A 19,384-nucleotide genomic window follows, 5' to 3' on the forward strand; every position below is an offset into this window, starting at 1 on the left:
TATTTAATTTAACATTATATAGATTTAGTTTTCCGCTATTTACGTTTTTTATTTTATCATATATCTTCCACTTTGTATACATAATAATATACACTATTTTTAAATAGTATCTCATATTTAACGTTTTAGCATACTCTATTTCTAATAGTATATCCTTTACATTAGTTTTCTTAAATATTTCAACAGTTTAATAGATATTATAAAACAATAAAAGCTACGCCAATGTAATCATTTGCGTAGCTTGTTCATCTTTTATTTAAATTTTATTAATTATTCTAAATTAAGTTCAAACTTATTAATAAAGCTCTATTTACTTTTTTCATATCCTCATCTGTCATATGTCCTATTTTTTCTTTAAGCCTTCTTTTATCTAATGTCCTAACTTGCTCTAAAAGAACAACAGAATCTCTATTTAAACCATACTCTTCTGAAGATATTTCAACATGAGTTGGTAATTTTGCTTTATTAATTTGAGATGTTATAGCTGCTACAATAACTGTAGGGCTATATCTATTACCTATATCATTTTGAATTATGATAACAGGTCTTATACCACCTTGCTCTGATCCAATAACTGGACTCAAATCAGCATAAAATATATCTCCTCTTTTTACTACCATAGTCGTCATAAGAATTATCACTCTCCGCAAAGCCATGTCTCATAATCATCAACATCAACTAGTTCATGTTCTGTCATCAAAGCTAATTGTAAATTTAAGAAAGCCATCTCCTGATATCCTTTTTTCATAATATCCTCGATTTCATCATTATTTTTACTATCTATATATACTATTAAATTATCTCCATTATATTTACAACTTTCTTGTAATTGACGTAACTTTTCTAAATCCTTTTGACGTGACATGATAATTCCTCCTAATTCAACAAAGAATTTTATGTATATTCAAATTATATATAAAAGTATGTCACAATGTCAAAGGATTTGTAATATATTTTTAAACTTGTTTTAAATTTTCTAAAAATCATTTGATACCCTATTTTTTTATCTATATGTACATTTAAATTAACACTTAACCATTTATAATGTTATGATTTTGACCTTTGGCTTATTTTATTTTTTATATCCATTTATATTGTAAACTTTCTTATTATCCTACTTGTTCATAATATATTCTGTTTACAAATTTATTTTATACTATTTTTTAAATTTTTCCTTTTCACAAAACTTTTTCTTTAGAAATTCTCTATATTCTATTTTAATTCTCTCTTTACTATTACTATCATATACTTTTAAAAGCATTGGCTCTTTTTTATTTTTATCTATATATAAAGTTGCTCTATCAATATGAATGTTTTTAGTAATTAAATCAAATTCAACTTTTAAGTATTTTAAATCTCCCCACTCTTCTTGTCCTTCTTTAAATTCTAAAATTGGGTTTTTAAAAAGTTCTTTCATTGCAGCTAAATCATATACTCTATCTAATTCTCTATCAACCTCATACTTTTCATCTGTTTTGTTATATATCATAGTTATTTTTTCATCACTATATATTTTAGTAAGTTCTTCCCCAAAATCTAATCTTATACCATTGTCTTTACAATAAGATAATTCGGCTTTTTGATTATATGTTCCATTATCATTTGTTATCTTATATTCAACTATAGATGTATAATCATCTAAATTTTTAACACTATTTAATATATCTTCATTAGTTGGGGTTATTACGTGCCTTAATGATATTATTAATATTATTGAAACAAAGGGTATTATCATTAAAACTGTCACTAATAATTTCTTTTTTAAATTATTATCATTAGACTTATTTTTATTTTCTTTTTTTATAGAAATATTTTTTATCTTATCTAAAACTTTCATTTAAACCTCCGTAGCTTAATTGTTCATTAATACTAATATTAAGCTAACGTAAGATTTATTCTAATTTTCACATAATTTTTCTATTGTTTTAGGTAATTCTTCTATTATATCTCTTGCATTTACTGAATATCTACACCTTGAAAGTTCATCACCTATATAACCATGGATATATGCTCCAAGTAATGTTGCATCTATCATAGATAATTGTTGTCCTAGAAATGATGCAACTATTCCTGTTAAGCAATCCCCCATTCCTCCTGAAGCCATTTTACTATTTCCTGTAGTATTTACAAAAGTATTTGTTCCATCAGATATTACTGTGTTATATCCTTTAAGCAATACTATTATTTCATGTTTCTTCGCAAAACTTCTTGTTATATCTATTCTGTTTGATTCGATTTCATTAATTGAAACTCCAATTAATCTTGCTAGTTCTCCAGGGTGAGGAGTTATTATAGTTCTACCTTTTAATTTGTTTAACATATCTTTATTTTCACTTATTATATTTAAAGCATCTGCATCTAATACAAGTTTACATTTGCTTTCTTTTATTATCTTATATAATATTTCAATGCTTTCCTTTTCAGTACTAAACCCAGGTCCACAAGCTATTACATCAAATTTATCCAAAGCTTTAATATCATCTGCATTAGAATATTCATTTACCATCGCTTCTATTAATCTACTTTTTAGTGAATCAGCTATATATTTATGAGTTAACAAAGTAACTAATCCACTACCTGTTCTAACACAAGCTTCAGTTGTTATAAATGCTGCTCCGCTATATTTTTTGCTACCAGCTACTATTAACACCTTTCCATAAGTCCCCTTATGTCCAGTAATATCCCTTATTGGAATCATTTTTTTATATCTATCTCTTGATATTATGTAAGTCTTTTCGCTATTTTTTTCTTTTATAAATTTTGGAATATCAATTTTTACTATCTTTATATCACCAATTAAATTTACAGCTTTAGTTTGAAAAAAACCTTTTTTCATAAATTCTATAGTAAATGTATTATTAGCCTTTACTGCCATACCAAGTGTTTCTCCTGTATCTGCATCAAGTCCTGAAGGTATATCTATAGATACTGTAAAATTAGAAAATTGATTTATTAAATCTATTACTTCTTTATATATACCTTTTATTTCTCTATTTAAACCTACTCCAAATATAGCATCAACTACATAGTCTGAATCTTTTATAATTTTTTTTATATATTCCTTATCATTTAAACATAGTAACTTATTTACCTTAATTACTGGAATATTTAAATTTTCGACTATCTTTAAATTTATACTATTATCTTCAGTTAGCTTTTCCGTATTACCAACTAAAACAACTTTCACAGATTTATTAAGTAAAGTTAATTTTCTAGATATAGCTAGTCCATCTCCACCATTATTTCCAATACCAGCAAATATAATAACATTATTTCCAAAATTTTTAATTTCTTCAGTAATTGAATTTGCGGCATTTTCCATAAGTACAATAGAAGGTATTCCTATATGATTTATAGTTTCTTTATCTATATTCATACATGTTTTTCTACTTAGAATTTCCAAATTTATGCCTCCTCTATTACAACAAAAGCTACTGCTGTATTATTGTTATGAGATATACTAGCATGTATATTTATATTTTTTAAGTTAAAAGTATCCATTATGTGATTGCTTAATATAACTTTAGGTTTTCCTAAACTATCTCTAAGTACCTCAATATCCTTAAAAGCAAATCCTCTTATTCCAGTACCCAAAGCCTTACTTACAGCTTCTTTTACTGAAAATGATCCTGCTAATGTTTCTGACTTAAATTTTCTCTCTTCGAAAAATCTAATTTCTCTTTCTGTAAACATTTTCTTCAAAAAGTTTGGATTCCTCTTTACTGCAACTTCAACTCTATCTATTTCTATAATGTCTGTCCCTATTCCTAGTATCAATAATTTCACCTTCTTAAAATATATTCCATATTTATATTTTACTATAAATAAATTTATATTTCTTTCTGGTATTCATTAAAAATATTATATAAACTTAATTAAAACTGATTTCTTTAAAATCACTTACATATTCATCTACAAATGGACCTATTATGTCTATCAAATGAATAGGTGATACTTGATTATCATAAAGCATCTTTAATAACTTCTTAACCTTCTCCTCTACCGGTGATATTAATTCAACAGAATCCTTAAAAGAATCTATTACAATATCTCCCTTTATATCAATTCTTTCAACTTCTATTCCAAATACATCTTCATTACCTCTTATGCTTTTAACTAACTTATAATAATATTTCCTTTCTATCCCATTATTAACTCTTGAAAATACAAATTTCTCCTTAATCATTTTCATCCCCCTTTAATATATTAAAATCACCCTTCTATTTCAATATATCATAGGTATTGTGTGAAATATGTCAAAGAGTGTTCCTATAATTATTTTTTTATAGACATCTTTCGTAATTTTCCTATTAAATGTATTTTTTTCTACACAGTACAATACTTTCTTTAATTTTTCTTTATCATTATGTCGATAAATGTTTAAGTATAATTTTTCCATATAAATATAAAAAAAAGAAAGCTCCCACAGCTTTCTTTTTTTTCTCATAATTTCCCCTAAACAACCATAATTGAAACGTGAATACGTTACCATAACTTGAATTTATTATAACACATATCTTAAATAGATTACAATATATTCTAGAAAATTTTTTATAATTTTTTACATTTATTTTTATTTCTTCTTGTTATGTTAATTATTCAACTGCTTTTTCATCTTCATTTACATTATTATTAATATGCGTTCTATTACCAACAAATTTAAAATCTTCGGCTACAACTTCAGCTATATACTTTTTAGTTCCATCCTTACCTTCATAACTTCCAGTTCTAAGTCTTCCACTTATGCTTATGTAATTACCTTTTTTCAAATACTTACATATTACTTCTGCCTTTTTCCCCCAAACACTTATTGGTATTAAATCTGATTTTCTTAGACCATCTAATGATTTAAAACTTCTTTCAACAGCAATAATAAATCTTGTATTTACCTTTTCACTATTTTCTAATTGCTTAAGTTCAGGGTCTTTAATTAATTTTCCTAATAAAACTATCTTATTCATATCTATACCTCCTGAATAATATACTTAGAATTATTTCCCTAATTAATAAAATTATTCATATTTTCAGTATTATATTTGCGAATTTTTAATGATATAATTATTATGTTGGTAAATCGAGTTATAAATAATAATTAGGGGAGTGATTTAATGGCAATATTAGTTTGTGGTGGTGCGGGTTATATTGGTAGCCATATGGTTGCAGAACTTTTAGAAAAAGGAAATGAGGTTGTTATTTTAGACAACTTAGAGAAAGGTCATAAAGATGCCCTTTTAGGCGGAAAATTATATATAGGTGATTTAAGAGATAAAGATATATTAAATAAAATCTTTACTGAAAATAAAATAGAGGCTGTTATTGATTTTGCTGCTTATTCATTAGTTGGTGAAAGTATGACAGAACCTTTAAAATACTTCAATAATAATGTTTATGGAACTATAAACTTACTTGAAGCTATGAAAGAGCATAATATAAAATATATAGTATTCTCTTCTACAGCAGCTACTTATGGAGAACCAAAAGAAGTTCCTATATTAGAAGAAAGCGAAACTATTCCTACAAATGCTTATGGAGAATCTAAACTTATTGTAGAAAAAATATTAAGATGGTGTGATCATGCTTATGGTATAAAATATACTACTCTTAGATATTTTAATGCTGCTGGAGCTCACATAAATGGAAAAATAGGAGAAGATCATTCACCTGAGACTCATTTAATTCCACTTATACTTGATGTAGCTTTAGGAAAACGTGATAAAATAATGATATTTGGTGATGATTATGATACAAAAGACGGAAGCTGTATAAGAGATTATATACACGTTTCTGACTTAGCATCAGCTCATTCTCTTGCACTTGAAAGACTTATGAATGGTGGAGAAAGTAGAATATACAACTTAGGAAATGGAACAGGATTCTCTGTTAAAGAAATGATTGAAATAGCTAGAAAAGTAACTAATCATCCAATTCCTGCAGAAGTTGCTCCTCGTAGAGCTGGTGACCCTGCTGTTCTTATAGCCTCAAGTGATAAAGCTGTTGAAGAACTTAATTGGAAACCTAAATTTAATAGTGTTGAAACTATAATTGAAACAGCTTGGAACTGGCATAAAAATCACCCAAATGGATTTGAAAAATAATTTTTATAAAATTTTATAAAAAGGATGTAATAATTAATTATTACATCCTTTCCTTTTCATCATCTAAAACTGAATTAACCTCAACTCCAAATATAAATACCATTGAAGTTATAAAAAGCCAAATCATAAGTACAAATACAGCCCACAAACTTCCATACAATCGTGAATAGTTTCCAAAGTTATTTATATAAAAAGAAAAACCTAACGATACTATTAACCATCCTATAGTTGTTATTATTGCACCTGGAAGTACATTTCTAAACTTAACTTTTCTCGCTGGAGTAACCTTATAAATACTAGCAAAAACTATAATCATCATAACTATTATAATTAAGTATCTTAAAATATTCCAAATAAAATTTATTATATGTTCAAAGGGCAATACTTCATTTAATAAATTACCTATCAAATTTCCAAATACAAGCATAAGTAAAGTACATATAATAGTTAGTGCTAATGCTATTACACTTATCATTCCTATTATAGACCTTTTTACAAAAGATCTATTTTCTTGTATATTATAAGCTTTATTTACTCCTTTAGTTACAGCTCTAAATGCTGATGATGCTGACCATATGGTCAAAATAATAGAAATTCCTAATAAACCTGTATTTTGTGAATTTACAACCTCTTCAATAGTATTAGCGGTTAATTCAAATACAGCAGTTGGAAGTAAATTTTGTAATCCTAGTAAAACTTCATTAGAATTAAGCCTAATAAAACCTATTAAAGTTATTAAAAATATTAAAAATGGGAAAAATGACAGTATTAAATAATATGCCATTTGGGAACCTAATGCAAATAGATCATCTCTTTTTACTTTTATAAATAAAAATAACATCATATCTAAAAAAGATCTATTACAAGCTTTCTTTCTTTTATTTCTCATCATCTCACCAACATAAAAATTATTGCTTAATTTTATTTCTATTGTATAATATAACATTTATTATTAATTGTAGCAAAACTTATTTATTATGTTACTATTATTTTTTATTATTAAACTTATTATGTATTTATTAACGTTTTCACTTATAGTATAATTTATTAGATATATATGGAAGGAGTGATTTTTTGTTATACACACTTGAAAATGAATTAGTTAAAATTACAGCTAGTACTTATGGAGCTGAATTACATAATTTAATTTCTAAAAAAGATAATACTGAGTTTTTATGGAATGGTGATGCAACTTATTGGAAATACCACTCACCAGTACTTTTCCCAATAGTAGGTAAAGTTAAAGATGGAAAATACAGAGCCGAAGGAAATATATACGAACTTCCTCAACATGGTCTTGGAAGGATTTCTAATTACGAGATGATTGATCAAACTTCAAATTCTATAACATTTGAGTTAAAATATTCTGAAGATACTTTAAAGGTTTATCCTTATAAGTTTTCATTAAAAATTAAATATACTCTTATAGAAAATAGTGTCAAAGTATCTTATATAGTAGAAAATTTAGATAATAAAACAATATATTTCTCAATAGGTGCTCACCCTGCATTTTTATGTTCAATAGAACCTAATGAAACTATAGATGATTATTATTTTGAATTTAATGAAAAAGAAAATGTTAGCACAATGCTTTTAAATAAAGATGGCTACTTCATAAAAGATAGAAAACAATTTTTAAATAATGAAAATATAATAAACCTAAGCAAAGAATTATTCCAAGGTGATGCATTAGTATTTGATAACTTAAAATCAAATGAGATATCATTAAAATCTAAGAATCACTCAAAATTCTTAACTATGAATTTTGAAGGTTTTCCATTTATGGGATTATGGTCAAAATTTGATGGTGCACCATTTGTTTGCATAGAGCCTTGGTATGGACATGCTGATTTCTTTGATTTTGATGGTGAATTAAAAGATAAAGCAGGAATTCAAAAATTAAACATTGGTGAAATTTTCGAAGTTAGTTATACATTAACATTATCATAATAAAAAAAGGGACATATTAAATGTCCCTTTATATTTTCCACTCAGTTGGAAGTAATCTATCATATTTTTTATTAAAATATCTATCATCTATAAGTAAAGCACTACCTTCATCATCTTCTGTTCTTATTACCCGACCAACAGCCTGAAAAACTTTATTTATTCCTGGATATATATATGAATAATCATATCCTTTTTCATTAAAATATTCTCTTATTATTTCTCTTTCTGTAGAAATTTTAGGATATCCAACTCCAACAACTATAGCGCCTACTAACATATCTCCTGGCAAATCTATTCCTTCTGAAAATGCTCCTCCAAGTACTACTAAGCCAACTATATTCTTTTTATTTCTAAATGCTTTTATAAATTCTTCTTTATCTACTTCATTCATTTCTCTTTTTTGAATTAATAACTCATACCCATCAAAATCATCTTCGATATTGTTCAAAAACATATCTAAATACTCATATGATGGAAAAAATATCATACTATTCCCTTTTATATTGCTTAGAAAATTTCTAACTTCCTTCTCTATATCTTTAACAGTTAATTCCCTAAACCTAAACCTAGTGTTTATAGGGAGTCTTTTCACAATAAACTTATTACTATCAAATGGTGATTTTAATCTTAACCTATAAGATTCATCATCTCCACCAAGTAAATCTATATAATATTCAATAGGAGATAAAGTTGCAGAAAATATTATAGTCCCTTTTAATTTTTTGATTATATTTTTTATTTTTTCAGCTGGATTTACACAAAATAAATTTATGCTTATATCTTTTCCACCTTTTTCAATATAAGTTACATAATTTTCATCATATTCTTCACTAATTGATAAAAAGCTATTTATATCAAAGTACACCTCTAACAATTCATCATAATAAGGTTCATCTTTAAGCTTTACGAGTTCATCTTCACTTTCATTCATAAAAATTCTTAAAATCTTATATAAATCTTTTGGTGCTTCCTTTTGGTAATAATTATTTTTTTCTATACTTTCGCATTCTTTTCTTAAATTAATAAAATATGAATTTATTTTATTAATTATTTTATATAATGAATTACTTTTGCTTTTTAAATTTCTTCTTAAATTCAAAATTTTCTCTTTATTTAATGATGCTGAATACATATTTCTACCTCTATCAACAAGGTTATGCCCTTCATCTATCAATACTGCAATTTCATCTCCAACCTCATCAACAATTCCTTTTAATCCAACTCTTTTATCAAAAATATAATTATAATCACAAATTATACCGTCACACCAATTAATTAATTCAAGGGATAATTCAAAGGGACATATATTATACTTTTTGCTAATTTCTAATATCAACTCACGATCAATATTCCTATCCTCTTTTAAAAGTTCATATATAGCATCCTTACTTTTGTCATAATAATCAACAGCATATTTACACTCATCTGGATTACAACTAACCTTATCATTTAAACAAATCTTTTGCTTTGCAGTAATTGTTATACTTCTAAAATTTAGCCCTTTATTTCTCAATATATTAAAAGTATCTTCTGCTACTTGTTTATTTATAGTTTTTGCTGTTAAATAAAATATTTTTTCTATACATCCTTCTCCTATTGCTTTAATCGCTGGAAATAAAGTTGATATAGTCTTTCCTGTTCCTGTAGGAGCCTGAACAAAAAGCTCTTTTCCTTCTTTTATAGTTCCATAAACAGCTTTTGCCATTTTAAGTTGTCCTTCTCTATATTTATTAAACGGAAAGTCTATTTTTTTTATAGAATCATTTCTACTATCTTTATGGCTGGATTGTAATATTATATATTTTTCATATTTATGCATTAAATCATTAAAAAACTTTTCTAATGCCTCAAAAGTATATTCTCTTCTAAAACTTTTTACTTCATCACATTCTAATTGATAATAACTTAATTGTATATCTATATTATTTAAATTATTTTGAAGCAAATAAATATATCCATACACTTTAGCCTGGGCCCAATGTACTTCATTTTCATCAGTAATTTCTAAAAAAGGTATATAAGTTGATTTTATTTCTTCTATTATAATTTTCTCATCTTCATATATAATCCCATCTGCTCTACCATCAAGTTTAAGTATAAAATTTTCAAAATCAAACTCTTCACTTAAATAAACTTCTTTATCATATTTTTCATACAAATTTTCATTGCTTTTTTGTAATTTTTGATGAGCTCTTATCCCTTCAACAGCCCTTTTAGAAGTAGAGAATCTACTATCTATACTTCCACTTTTTAATATAAATTCAACAAGCCCTCTTACAGACTCTCTTACAGTACGCTTCACAACATCATTCCCTCTCATTACATAAGAAAATACTATTATTTATTATTTTTCAAGCTTATTCATCACATTAGATAAATTATTTATACTATTAGTCAAAGTTTCAAGTTTTCCTTCTATCCTTATAAGTAAATACAATGAAATAGAAATAGGAAATCCTACATTCCCTATAATATCAATAATTTGTTCCATTGTTAACACCTCCTTATATTTTATAAATATGCATATTTATAAATATAAAAAGAAAAGATGGTATAAAAACCATCTTTAAAATCTATTCTGAATGATATTCTTTTACTATTTTCTGTACTAATTTCTTAATTACACTTGCTTGGGCTATTAAAGAAACTACTAATAAAAATATTCTTATTCTTTCTTCTTCATCATTTTCTAATTTAAGATTTTTAATTATCTCATCTAGCTTCTCTTCTGTTTCTACAGAATTTGATAAAAATGACTCTAAACTTTCTTTTTGCGTTTCAGCAAACATCTTATATGCAGTTTCCCATGATATTATATCATCTGTTCTATCATTAATTTCATTGAATGCTAAACTAAATACTTTCTTAATCTCTTCTGTTGTAAGTATAGGTCTCATATAACTTAATAAAACAAGTTGAGCCAAATGTATCTTTGTGTAACCTCTTTTTTTACCATCCTCTGGTTTACTTATAACTTCACTCTTAATATAATTTTGAACTATATTATTTGTATATTTATCATCAGTAAATTTATCATTTAAATAATCTATGACTTGGGATAAAAATAAATCGTACTTTGGCAATTCATTATATGAAATCATACTATTTCTTGACATTTCTTCAGTAAGTTCATTAATATAGTCTGCATCAATTTTTTTATTCATTCTTTCTCACCTTTACCTCCATACAAGCTTTAATCTTATTATATAGTATGAATAAACTTATTACAAGTTATTTTTACCATCATTATGTTTTATTATTCCCTGTAAAAAGTTTTCTAATCAAATAAATTTTTACTATTTTAAATAAAATTTATATAATTTAAAACATCCATCTATGTTATCTTATACCAATTACAATTTAAATTTCAACATCTTTCCCTCTTTTTTTCACTTTTTTATTTAATCATAACTTATTAAGTATTCCTTCTTTTTTCTATTTTTATACATTTTTTTAATATTTATTAAAATTTTATTCAATATTTCAACCTTATTCATTGTATTTTTATTTGTTTTAAGTGAGTATTTATTTTTAATTTGTAAAGTATTGACATTTCTATTTTTTGGTAGTATATTTATTAATGTAATCTTCTTAGTAATTTTTGCAGTTAAATAAAACTTAATATTTTTAATGTTGACTTTAAATTACAATTTTGGTAAGATAACATAGTAAATTGTCGAAAATTGCGATTTTTTTGATAATTTATCATATAGTGTATAATTTGAGGAGGAAACTTTTATGAAATCAACAGGTGTAGTTAGAAGAGTAGATGAATTAGGAAGAATAGTTATTCCTATAGAGTTAAGAAGAACTCTAGATATAGCAGAAAAAGATGCTTTAGAAATATATGTAGATGGTGAGCAAATCATATTAAAGAAATATGAACCAGCTTGTATATTCTGTGGTGATGCTAGAGATGTAGTTAACTACAAAGGAAAGAACATCTGTAAAAACTGTTTAGCGGAATTAAAGAAATAGTTTTTATTTAATTATATAAATATATTCCCCTAAAATATATTTATAACATAATTGAAACTAAAGCCACTAAGTAAAACTTAGTGGCCTTTTATTTTTATATATTAGTTGAATATTTATATATTTCATTTTTAGGAACTTTTCTATCCTTTGCTACTGCTTTTATAGCATCTTTTTTACTCATACCATTTTCAATATATTTAATTATATGTTCCTCAATTGAAAGATCCTCAAAACTTGCTCTTTTTTCTTTTTCTATTTCCGCTTCTGTTAAACCTTCCATTACAAGAACAAATTCTCCCCTAGGATTATTTTCATTAAAATGTTCAATTACTTCTGATATTTTTCCTCTAATTATTTCTTCATGAAGCTTTGTAAGTTCTCTACATGCTGATAAATTTCTATCTCCAAAATTTTCTTTAAGAAATGTAAGTGTACTCAATAACCTATGCGGTGCCTCATAAAAAATTAACGTTTCTTTTTGATTTTTTAATTCTTCAACTACAACTTTTCTTGACTTAGTATCTCTTGGAATAAATCCTCTAAATGTAAAAGCCGTACTATCTAATCCAGAATATATTAATGCCGTAGAAAAAGCTGTTGCCCCAGGTAAAACTTCAAAATCTAATCCTTCTTCTATACATTTTTTTACTATTACGCTTCCTGGATCTGATATTCCAGGCATTCCTGCATCACTCACTAAAGCTATATTTTCTCCAGCTCTTAATCTATCTAAAATCTCATTGCTTTTTCCTTGTTCATTATGCATATGGTAACTAATTAAAGTTTTCTTTAAATTAAAATGATTTAATAACTTTATTGTTTGTCTAGTATCTTCCGCTGCTACAACATCTGCACCTTCTAACACTTCTAAAGCTCTTAAAGTTATATCTTTTAAATTACCTATAGGCGTAGGAACTAAATATAATTTTCCATTACTCAATTTTACTTCTCCTCTCTACCATATATTCTATTTATTTCATCTGAATAATTTCCATCTTCATTATAAACATAAAGTGGTGCATCCCACTTTAAAAATTCGCCACCATCTCTTTGTCCTTCTACCAATACTATATTAGGAGCTTTATTTTTATTAGGATGTATCATTCTTACTCTTTTAGGTTCTATTTTATATTTTCTCATTAACATAAAAATATCTATAAGTCTTTCTGGCCTATGAACCATAAACAATCTACCATTATCTTTAAGTACAGTTCTTGCTGCTTTTATAACATCTTCTAAATTACACATTATTTCATGTCTTGCTATTGATAATTTATCTGATGGATTAATTATTCCTGCATTATTAAGTTTATATGGTGGATTTACAGTTACAACATCTACTTTTTCCATAGTTTTTAAATAGTTTATATCTTTTAAATCCTTATTTATAAAATCAATATTATTTATATTATTTAATTTTACACTTCTTTTAGCCATCTCAACCATATCATCTTGTATCTCAATACCAGTAATATGTATTGGAGAATACTTTCCATATAATAAAAATGGTATTATACCAGTTCCAGTACAAAAATCTATTACTTTATGCTTCTTTTTTACGTTAGCAAAATCTGATAAAAGTACTGCATCAACACCAAATTTAAATCCATCTTTTTTTTGAATTAACATTAAATCATTTAGTTGTAAATCATCTATATTCTCATCACTTTTTATTAAATCAACTTTATTTATTTCCATATGTAATCATCCTTTTTACATCTAAATTTCTTTTTCATTATACATTATAAAAAATCAGTTCACAACTTGATAAAAAAATAAGAGATCTTAGAAACATCTAAGATCTCTATAAAATTCAATTATACTTCTATTATAATACTCTTCTTGCTGCGTAGAAGCTCCATATAGGTGATACTTTTACAACATCTCCAGTACGTGGAGCATGTATTATGTTACCATTACCTACATATATTCCAACGTGACCAGCATGTGGGAATACTAAATCTCCAGGTTGAAGTTGATCTCTTGATACAGGTCTTCCAACACCTATTTGGCTATATGTTGTTCTAGTTATATCAATTCCTGTTGCTTTACGATATACATAGCTTGTAAATCCTGAACAATCGAATGAACTTGGACCAGTTGCTCCAAATACATATGGTTTTCCTAGTTGGTTGTACGCTTCATTTAATACTGCTTGTACACTTCCTGATGGTGCTGATGGAACTGATCCACCACCATTACTTGATGATCCACTATTATTTGTAGCTTCACCTCTATTAGCAGCTTGAGCAGCTTGTTCTCTTTGTTTTTTAGAAATAGAATCTTGTCCTTTTGATATAGCAGAATCTATTTCTGATACTACAGTTGGACTCTTAATTTGGTTAGCTTTTAAATCTTTTAATTGTGATATAGCTGATTTTAAAGCATCAATTGAACTATTTGAGTTATTTATAACGTTAAGTTGTCCTTCAATTATTTGTCTTTCCATCTTTGAAAGATATTTTGAATCAAATTCTTTTTGTGCTGATTTAGCATCATCTGATAATTTTTCTTGTTCTTTCTTTAAAGTTTCAAAATTAGATAATTCTTTCTTAGTCTCTGCATTTAATTCTTCAAGCTTTTTATTTTTTTCTTGAAGTGATGTAGCTTTTTCATCTAAGCTCTTCTTATTAGTTATTAATTGATCTGCAACATCTTTGTCGATATTTACTAATCTATTTGCTGAATCAATTTTACCTATTAAATCTGATAGACTTTGTGCTCCAAATATTAATGAAAGGTAGCTAGTTTGTCCACCATTTTTATAAAGTTCTCTAAGTCTTCCACCTAAAACTTGTTCTTGTTTTTCGATATCTTTCTTAGTTTGATCGATTTCTTTTTGAGTTGTGTCAATTTCTTTCTTAGTGTTGTTTATTTGGTCTTGATTGTTTTTTACTTTTTCAACTAATGGCTCTATTTTAACATTTAATTCGTCTATTTTTTGTTGTATTCCTGAGATTTTTGCTCCTAATTCAGCATATTCATCTCTTGCTTGATTTACTTCTTTATTACTTGGTGTAGCATATGCAGGGATAGCTGAATTCATAACTAACATACCCGCAATAACAGCTGCAACTATTTTTTTCTTCATGAGTTAATCGGTTCTTTGTAGAACCTCCCCCCTTTCAAAATGTGTATCTAGTAAAAAAATACATTTATTATTATAACATCACATTATAAATGGCACAACCGTAATTTATTACATATTCATTAAAGTCAATAAAAAATTTAAAACAATTTGCCTAAAATATGATATTGTTTACAACGATATACCATAAATTGTATTATATTTCATATAAAGTAATCTATTTAAATTAAACTTAGACTCCATACTTTATATGATTAAATTTAATCAAAATACTATCTTAAAAAGTAGCATTCAAAATTATTATTAAATTTATTCTATTTATATGATAACACATAAATTACAAAATTGTAACCTTTTTTAATAAATTATAAACATGTTGACATTATTTATTTATTCATATATAATATTTTTTGTTGTATCGGGGTGTGGCGCAGATGGTAGCGCGCATGGTTTGGGACCATGAGGTCGCAGGTTCGAGACCTGTCACCCCGACCAAAAAAAGACTATGAAAATATTCATAGTCTTTTTTTTATTCATCTATTTCTTTATTATTTTCTTCAATATACCTATCCCCTAACTTAGCTGCCTTACATAATGATAATGTTATTATAAAAATAACTATATATCCTAAAAAAAAGTATCCCATAAGTTAAAAACCTCTCTATATACAAAATTTCATATTCTAAGTATTATTATTGACAAAAATATAAATAATATTAACATAGCTACTATTAAATTCTTAGGAGTGAAATTTATGAATAAAAAGTATAAAGACATACTTAATAAGCTTATTGCTTCTTATTATAATGACAATTTTGATGAAGAAGTAAAAAAAATTCTTAAATCTAATGATTTTTCAAGGGACGATTTAAAATCTATTATTTCATCTCTATGTGGAGTTTCTGTTCCTGAAGGAGATAATTTTATTTATAACTTAAAAAAATCTATTACTGACTATTCAGTAAAAACCAAATTAGTAGAAAAAGTAAGAAAATGTTCTTATTGCAAGACAGATGTCAATGGTAAAACCAATTGCCAAAATGCTTGTCCTTTTAATGCTATATTAAAAGATACAAAAACTAATAATGCTTATATTGATAATAATTTATGTACTGATTGCGGTCTTTGTGTTTCTAGTTGTGAAAATGGAAATTATCTCGAAAAAATAGAACTAATACCACTCTTAGAGCTATTAAAAAATAACTCTAAAGTTATAGCTGCTGTTGCTCCCGCAATAACTGGTCAGTTTGGTATTGATGTATCAATGGATCAACTTAGAACTGCCTTTATAAAGCTTGGATTTACTGACATGATAGAAGTAGCATTTGCTGCTGATATGCTTACAATAAAAGAAGCTTGTGAGTTTAACAGTCATGTAAATAGTTTTGATGACTTACTTATAACCTCTTGTTGTTGCCCAATGTGGATAGGAATGATAAAAGGTGTTTATAGCTCTCTAGTTAAGCATGTAACTCCTTCTGTATCTCCAATGATAGCAGCTGCAAGAGTTATTAAATATCTCAATAAAGATGTAAAAGTCGTATTTATAGGCCCTTGTATAGCTAAAAAGGCTGAAGCAAGAGAAAAAGATTTGGTAGGTGATGTTGACTTAGTCTTGACTTTTGAAGAAGTTAAAGGATTATTTGACACATTAAATATAAACCTAGCAGAATTAAATGAAACAATTACCAGAGAATATGCTTCTAGAGGCGGTAGACTTTATGCAAGAACTGACGGTGTAACTACAGCTATAAAAGATGCAGTAAATGAATTATACCCTGATAAAATACCATTATTCAAAGGTAAAAGTGCAAGTGGTGTAAAAGCTTGCAAGGAATTGTTAAATGAAGTTAAAAGTTCTAGTAATACTTTTAACTTCATTGAGGGAATGGGATGTATTGGAGGATGCGTTGGAGGTCCTAAAAAATTAATAGATACTAATAAAGGAACTGAATACGTTACCGAATTTGCACATTCTTCACCAATAAAAGTTGCAACTCATAGTGATGTAATAATAGATTTATTTAAAAGATTGGGTATAAATAACTTTGAGGATCTATTAGATAAAGAAAAAACTAAGATTTTTCATAGAACTTTTTAATAGTGATAATATTATAGTATAATAAACTGTAGGTTTTACTTTAATTCCTACAGTTTTTTATTACAAATGAAGGAGGTAGCAAATGTTTAATAACATAGAAGCTGCAATATTTGATTTAGATGGAACATTAATAGACTCTATGTGGGTATGGGACCAAATAGATATTGATTATTTAACATCTAAAAATATACCGGTTCCTAAAAATTTAAATGATGAAATTGGACACCTAAGTTTTAATCAAGTTGCTTTATACTTTAAAGAAAGATTTAAATTAGAAGACTCACTAGATGAAATAAAAAATTCTTGGAATGATATGGCCAATTATCATTATTCAAATACTATAAAATTAAAAAAAGGCGTAAAAGAATTTCTTGATTTTTTAAAAGAATCAAATATAAAAATAGGACTAGCTACTAGTAATTCCAAACAATTATTAGAATTAGTATTAAAAAATAATGAGATATATGATTATTTTGATGCTATAACAATTACAGATGAAGTATCAATAGGTAAACATGAACCAGATGTTTATTTATTAGCTGCTCAAAAATTAAATGTAAACCCTAAAAACTGTATTGTATTCGAAGATATTGTACAAGCTGTAAAAGGTGCTAAAAAGGCTAATATGAAGGTTATAGCCGTAGAAGATGAGAGAAGCTTACCTGAAAAAGAAGAACTTACTTCACTATCAGATAAATTTATATCAGACTTTTTGGAATTAATTCCATCTAAAGATATAGCAATATAAATTAATTATCTATATAAAATAATAAAAAACTTATTAAAATAAAAAGGGAATTTTCTTTTAAAAATTCCCTTTTGTATATGTCTATACACTATAATATATTATTTTCTAGTAACAACATATTTTCCTTCTAATTCTTTTAATACATCTAAGTATTTTCTTTGTTGTCTTTCTTGAAGTAATTGTTGAATAACTCCATCTTTAACTTCTTCAAAAGGTCTTACTTTAGCATCATTTTTAGATTCAACTAATATTAAATGGTATCCAAATTGAGTTTGTACTGGTTCCGTTACCTTTCCTATTTCAGCTTCAAATGCAGCTTTTTCGAATTCTGGAACCATCATGCCTCTACCAAAAGCTCCAAGATTTCCGCCTTGCTCTTTTGATGGACAACTTGAATACTTGCTTGCAGCTTCTTCAAATGACATTCCATTATCTATTTCTTCTTTAATTTTTATAGCATCTCCTTCATTATCAACTAAAATATGTTTAGCTGAAACTGTAGGTTGTTCTTCAAATCTTTCTTTATTTTCTTCATAGAATTTTTTAGCTTCTTCATCAGTAACTGTTACATCAGCTAATACTTTTGAAATAGTCATTTGAGTTAATATTTCTTTAGCTAAACGTTCAACAGTTTCTTTGTATTCTTCTGTTTCATTTAACTTTAATTCTTTTCCTAAATTATTGAATAATTCAAATGAAATTACTTGCTCTAATAATTGTTTTCTTCCATTTTCATTTTCAAACATTGATCTTCTATCTTCTGGATATTTTGAGATTATATCATTTAAATCCTTTTCAGTTATTTCTTCTGAGCCAACTGTTGCTAATATTTTGTTTTCCATATTATCTTCTCCTTTTAGGTAAATAATTTATTTTACTATTTAATTTTACCAATATACTTATAAATTAACAACGTAAATTATTTTTTTGCAATAAATCTATTATAAATTTCATTTAATTTTTAATTTTTATCCACAGTTTTATTTTTTTCTGTTAAAAAAATCCACATTTTTTTGTTTTTACTGTGTATAACTTTTTAAATTTCTCTTTTTAAAATAAAAAAAGATGTTCTAATGAACATCTTTACTGGTGGAGGTAAGGAGATTCGAACTCCTGACCCCCTGCGTGCAAGGCAGGTGCTCTCCCAGCTGAGCTATACCCCCAGAAATTGTATGGTGGCTCGAGCAGGAATCGAACCAGCGACACGAGGATTTTCAGTCCTCTGCTCTACCGACTGAGCTATCGAGCCACACAATACCTAGCAACGTCCTACTCTCCCACACAGTCACCCGTGCAGTACCATTGGCGCTATAGAGCTTAACTTTCCTGTTCGGAATGGGAAGGAGTGTTTCCTCTATGCCATCATCACTAGATTTCATTTATTTTAAAGAGATTTGTTCTCTGAAAATTGCACACGATTTTTT

General features: G+C 26.5%; 20 protein-coding genes, 3 tRNA genes and 1 rRNA gene. 6 read left to right on the forward strand and 18 right to left on the reverse strand.

The features are described 5' to 3' along the window. Positions 1 to 275 precede the first annotated feature (275 nt). The 7 genes from O212_RS0106475 to O212_RS0106510 all read right to left on the reverse strand — a co-directional run bounded on the left by O212_RS0106475 (position 276) and on the right by O212_RS0106510 (position 4,961). Positions 276 to 629 carry a type II toxin-antitoxin system PemK/MazF family toxin gene (locus O212_RS0106475; protein WP_024614319.1) on the reverse strand — a complete coding sequence of 118 codons (354 nt, stop codon included), beginning with the start codon at positions 627 to 629 and terminating at the stop codon, positions 276 to 278. An 8-nt stretch (positions 630 to 637) separates the two neighbouring features. Further along, positions 638 to 865 (reverse strand): hypothetical protein, encoded by a 228-nt coding sequence (locus O212_RS0106480; protein ID WP_024614320.1) that lies wholly within the window; start codon positions 863 to 865, stop codon positions 638 to 640. 291 nt (positions 866 to 1,156) lie between these two features. Further along, on the reverse strand, positions 1,157 to 1,837 hold the full coding sequence (locus O212_RS0106485) for a germination lipoprotein GerS-related protein (protein WP_024614321.1): 681 nt from the start codon (positions 1,835 to 1,837) through the stop codon (positions 1,157 to 1,159). 60 nt (positions 1,838 to 1,897) lie between these two features. Further along, complete coding sequence (locus O212_RS0106490) at positions 1,898 to 3,403, reverse strand: NAD(P)H-hydrate dehydratase (RefSeq protein WP_024614322.1); 1,506 nt, start codon at positions 3,401 to 3,403, stop codon at positions 1,898 to 1,900. A gap of 2 nt (positions 3,404 to 3,405) precedes the next feature. Then, positions 3,406 to 3,777 (reverse strand): holo-ACP synthase, encoded by a 372-nt coding sequence (gene acpS, locus O212_RS0106495; RefSeq protein ID WP_024614323.1) that lies wholly within the window; start codon positions 3,775 to 3,777, stop codon positions 3,406 to 3,408. Between the two features lie 94 nt (positions 3,778 to 3,871). Then, positions 3,872 to 4,186: a DUF6514 family protein gene (locus tag O212_RS0106500; protein WP_024614324.1), complete on the reverse strand. Its 315-nt coding sequence runs from the start codon at positions 4,184 to 4,186 to the stop codon at positions 3,872 to 3,874. 409 nt (positions 4,187 to 4,595) lie between these two features. Continuing rightward, the gene (locus tag O212_RS0106510; RefSeq protein WP_024614326.1) at positions 4,596 to 4,961 is read right to left on the reverse strand and encodes a single-stranded DNA-binding protein; all 366 of its coding nucleotides are present in this window, start codon (positions 4,959 to 4,961) and stop codon (positions 4,596 to 4,598) included. A 147-nt stretch (positions 4,962 to 5,108) separates the two neighbouring features. Here O212_RS0106510 and galE point away from each other — a divergent pair, with 147 nt between their 5' ends. Next, positions 5,109 to 6,095 carry a UDP-glucose 4-epimerase GalE gene (gene galE / locus O212_RS0106515; RefSeq protein ID WP_024614327.1) on the forward strand — a complete coding sequence of 329 codons (987 nt, stop codon included), beginning with the start codon at positions 5,109 to 5,111 and terminating at the stop codon, positions 6,093 to 6,095. A gap of 40 nt (positions 6,096 to 6,135) precedes the next feature. Here the strand turns inward: galE and O212_RS0106520 are convergent, their stop codons facing one another. After that, a complete protein-coding gene (locus tag O212_RS0106520) occupies positions 6,136 to 6,984 on the reverse strand; it encodes a YihY/virulence factor BrkB family protein (RefSeq protein WP_035279232.1) in 849 nt (282 codons plus the stop codon). A gap of 185 nt (positions 6,985 to 7,169) precedes the next feature. Between O212_RS0106520 and O212_RS0106525 the strand changes: the two genes are divergently transcribed. Next, positions 7,170 to 8,045 (forward strand): aldose 1-epimerase family protein, encoded by an 876-nt coding sequence (locus tag O212_RS0106525; protein WP_024614329.1) that lies wholly within the window; start codon positions 7,170 to 7,172, stop codon positions 8,043 to 8,045. A 28-nt stretch (positions 8,046 to 8,073) separates the two neighbouring features. Here the strand turns inward: O212_RS0106525 and O212_RS0106530 are convergent, their stop codons facing one another. The 3 genes from O212_RS0106530 to O212_RS0106540 form a co-directional block, all read right to left on the reverse strand. Continuing rightward, a complete protein-coding gene (locus O212_RS0106530; RefSeq protein ID WP_024614330.1) occupies positions 8,074 to 10,347 on the reverse strand; it encodes a helicase C-terminal domain-containing protein in 2,274 nt (757 codons plus the stop codon). Between the two features lie 42 nt (positions 10,348 to 10,389). Continuing rightward, the gene (locus O212_RS16390) at positions 10,390 to 10,536 is read right to left on the reverse strand and encodes a YvrJ family protein (RefSeq protein WP_081705811.1); all 147 of its coding nucleotides are present in this window, start codon (positions 10,534 to 10,536) and stop codon (positions 10,390 to 10,392) included. 82 nt (positions 10,537 to 10,618) lie between these two features. Further along, positions 10,619 to 11,209 carry a DUF1836 domain-containing protein gene (locus O212_RS0106540; protein WP_024614331.1) on the reverse strand — a complete coding sequence of 197 codons (591 nt, stop codon included), beginning with the start codon at positions 11,207 to 11,209 and terminating at the stop codon, positions 10,619 to 10,621. 574 nt (positions 11,210 to 11,783) lie between these two features. Here O212_RS0106540 and O212_RS0106545 point away from each other — a divergent pair. Further along, positions 11,784 to 12,023 carry an AbrB/MazE/SpoVT family DNA-binding domain-containing protein gene (locus O212_RS0106545; RefSeq protein WP_024614332.1) on the forward strand — a complete coding sequence of 80 codons (240 nt, stop codon included), beginning with the start codon at positions 11,784 to 11,786 and terminating at the stop codon, positions 12,021 to 12,023. Positions 12,024 to 12,117: 94 nt separating this feature from the next. On the opposite strand, the gene rsmI is transcribed toward O212_RS0106545, so the two are convergent. The 3 genes from rsmI to O212_RS0106560 all read right to left on the reverse strand — a co-directional run bounded on the left by rsmI (position 12,118) and on the right by O212_RS0106560 (position 15,114). Beyond that, entirely contained in the window at positions 12,118 to 12,963 is an 846-nt protein-coding gene (rsmI, locus tag O212_RS0106550) for a 16S rRNA (cytidine(1402)-2'-O)-methyltransferase (RefSeq protein ID WP_024614333.1), read from the reverse strand. Between the two features lie 2 nt (positions 12,964 to 12,965). After that, the gene (locus O212_RS0106555; protein ID WP_024614334.1) at positions 12,966 to 13,721 is read right to left on the reverse strand and encodes a tRNA1(Val) (adenine(37)-N6)-methyltransferase; all 756 of its coding nucleotides are present in this window, start codon (positions 13,719 to 13,721) and stop codon (positions 12,966 to 12,968) included. Between the two features lie 130 nt (positions 13,722 to 13,851). Next, positions 13,852 to 15,114, reverse strand: coding sequence for a C40 family peptidase (locus O212_RS0106560; RefSeq protein ID WP_024614335.1), 1,263 nt, complete (start codon positions 15,112 to 15,114; stop codon positions 13,852 to 13,854). 416 nt (positions 15,115 to 15,530) lie between these two features. On the opposite strand from O212_RS0106560, the gene O212_RS0106565 reads away from it, so the two are divergent. The 3 genes from O212_RS0106565 (at position 15,531) to O212_RS0106580 (ending at position 17,960) form a co-directional block, all read left to right on the forward strand. Continuing rightward, positions 15,531 to 15,606, forward strand: a tRNA-Pro gene (locus O212_RS0106565). Between the two features lie 259 nt (positions 15,607 to 15,865). Then, on the forward strand, positions 15,866 to 17,212 hold the full coding sequence (locus O212_RS0106575; RefSeq protein WP_024614336.1) for a [Fe-Fe] hydrogenase large subunit C-terminal domain-containing protein: 1,347 nt from the start codon (positions 15,866 to 15,868) through the stop codon (positions 17,210 to 17,212). 82 nt (positions 17,213 to 17,294) lie between these two features. Beyond that, the gene (locus tag O212_RS0106580) at positions 17,295 to 17,960 is read left to right on the forward strand and encodes an HAD family phosphatase (protein WP_024614337.1); all 666 of its coding nucleotides are present in this window, start codon (positions 17,295 to 17,297) and stop codon (positions 17,958 to 17,960) included. A 98-nt stretch (positions 17,961 to 18,058) separates the two neighbouring features. Here O212_RS0106580 and O212_RS0106585 read toward each other — a convergent pair whose 3' ends face one another. The 4 genes from O212_RS0106585 to rrf all read right to left on the reverse strand — a co-directional run bounded on the left by O212_RS0106585 (position 18,059) and on the right by rrf (position 19,333). Then, positions 18,059 to 18,802, reverse strand: a complete 744-nt coding sequence (locus O212_RS0106585; RefSeq protein ID WP_024614338.1) for a peptidylprolyl isomerase — start codon at positions 18,800 to 18,802, stop codon at positions 18,059 to 18,061. 245 nt (positions 18,803 to 19,047) lie between these two features. Then, positions 19,048 to 19,123 (reverse strand) — tRNA-Ala (locus O212_RS0106590). A gap of 10 nt (positions 19,124 to 19,133) precedes the next feature. Beyond that, positions 19,134 to 19,209: transfer RNA gene (locus O212_RS0106595), tRNA-Phe, on the reverse strand. Between the two features lie 7 nt (positions 19,210 to 19,216). Continuing rightward, positions 19,217 to 19,333, reverse strand: a 5S ribosomal RNA gene (gene rrf / locus O212_RS0106600). Positions 19,334 to 19,384: the final 51 nt, after the last annotated feature.

It is taken from the genome of Clostridium sp. Ade.TY (genome assembly GCF_000498355.1).
Taxonomy (GTDB): domain Bacteria; phylum Bacillota; class Clostridia; order Clostridiales; family Clostridiaceae; genus Clostridium.

Bases quoted from the DNA above. Each gene is read 5' to 3' on its own strand.
- O212_RS0106485 (WP_024614321.1), bottom strand. From the start codon at position 1,837: ATGAAAGTTTTAGATAAGATAAAAAATATTTCTATAAAAAAAGAAAAT.
- O212_RS0106540 (WP_024614331.1), bottom strand. From the start codon at position 11,209: ATGAATAAAAAAATTGATGCAGACTATATTAATGAACTTACTGAAGAA.
- O212_RS0106545 (WP_024614332.1), top strand. From the start codon at position 11,784: ATGAAATCAACAGGTGTAGTTAGAAGAGTAGATGAATTAGGAAGAATA.
- O212_RS0106575 (WP_024614336.1), top strand. From the start codon at position 15,866: ATGAATAAAAAGTATAAAGACATACTTAATAAGCTTATTGCTTCTTAT.
- O212_RS0106510 (WP_024614326.1), bottom strand. From the start codon at position 4,961: ATGAATAAGATAGTTTTATTAGGAAAATTAATTAAAGACCCTGAACTT.
- galE (WP_024614327.1), top strand. From the start codon at position 5,109: ATGGCAATATTAGTTTGTGGTGGTGCGGGTTATATTGGTAGCCATATG.
- O212_RS0106475 (WP_024614319.1), bottom strand. From the start codon at position 629: ATGACGACTATGGTAGTAAAAAGAGGAGATATATTTTATGCTGATTTG.
- O212_RS0106520 (WP_035279232.1), bottom strand. From the start codon at position 6,984: ATGAGAAATAAAAGAAAGAAAGCTTGTAATAGATCTTTTTTAGATATG.
- O212_RS0106585 (WP_024614338.1), bottom strand. From the start codon at position 18,802: ATGGAAAACAAAATATTAGCAACAGTTGGCTCAGAAGAAATAACTGAA.
- O212_RS0106580 (WP_024614337.1), top strand. From the start codon at position 17,295: ATGTTTAATAACATAGAAGCTGCAATATTTGATTTAGATGGAACATTA.
- O212_RS0106555 (WP_024614334.1), bottom strand. From the start codon at position 13,721: ATGGAAATAAATAAAGTTGATTTAATAAAAAGTGATGAGAATATAGAT.
- O212_RS0106480 (WP_024614320.1), bottom strand. From the start codon at position 865: ATGTCACGTCAAAAGGATTTAGAAAAGTTACGTCAATTACAAGAAAGT.
- O212_RS0106560 (WP_024614335.1), bottom strand. From the start codon at position 15,114: ATGAAGAAAAAAATAGTTGCAGCTGTTATTGCGGGTATGTTAGTTATG.
- O212_RS0106500 (WP_024614324.1), bottom strand. From the start codon at position 4,186: ATGATTAAGGAGAAATTTGTATTTTCAAGAGTTAATAATGGGATAGAA.
- O212_RS16390 (WP_081705811.1), bottom strand. From the start codon at position 10,536: ATGGAACAAATTATTGATATTATAGGGAATGTAGGATTTCCTATTTCT.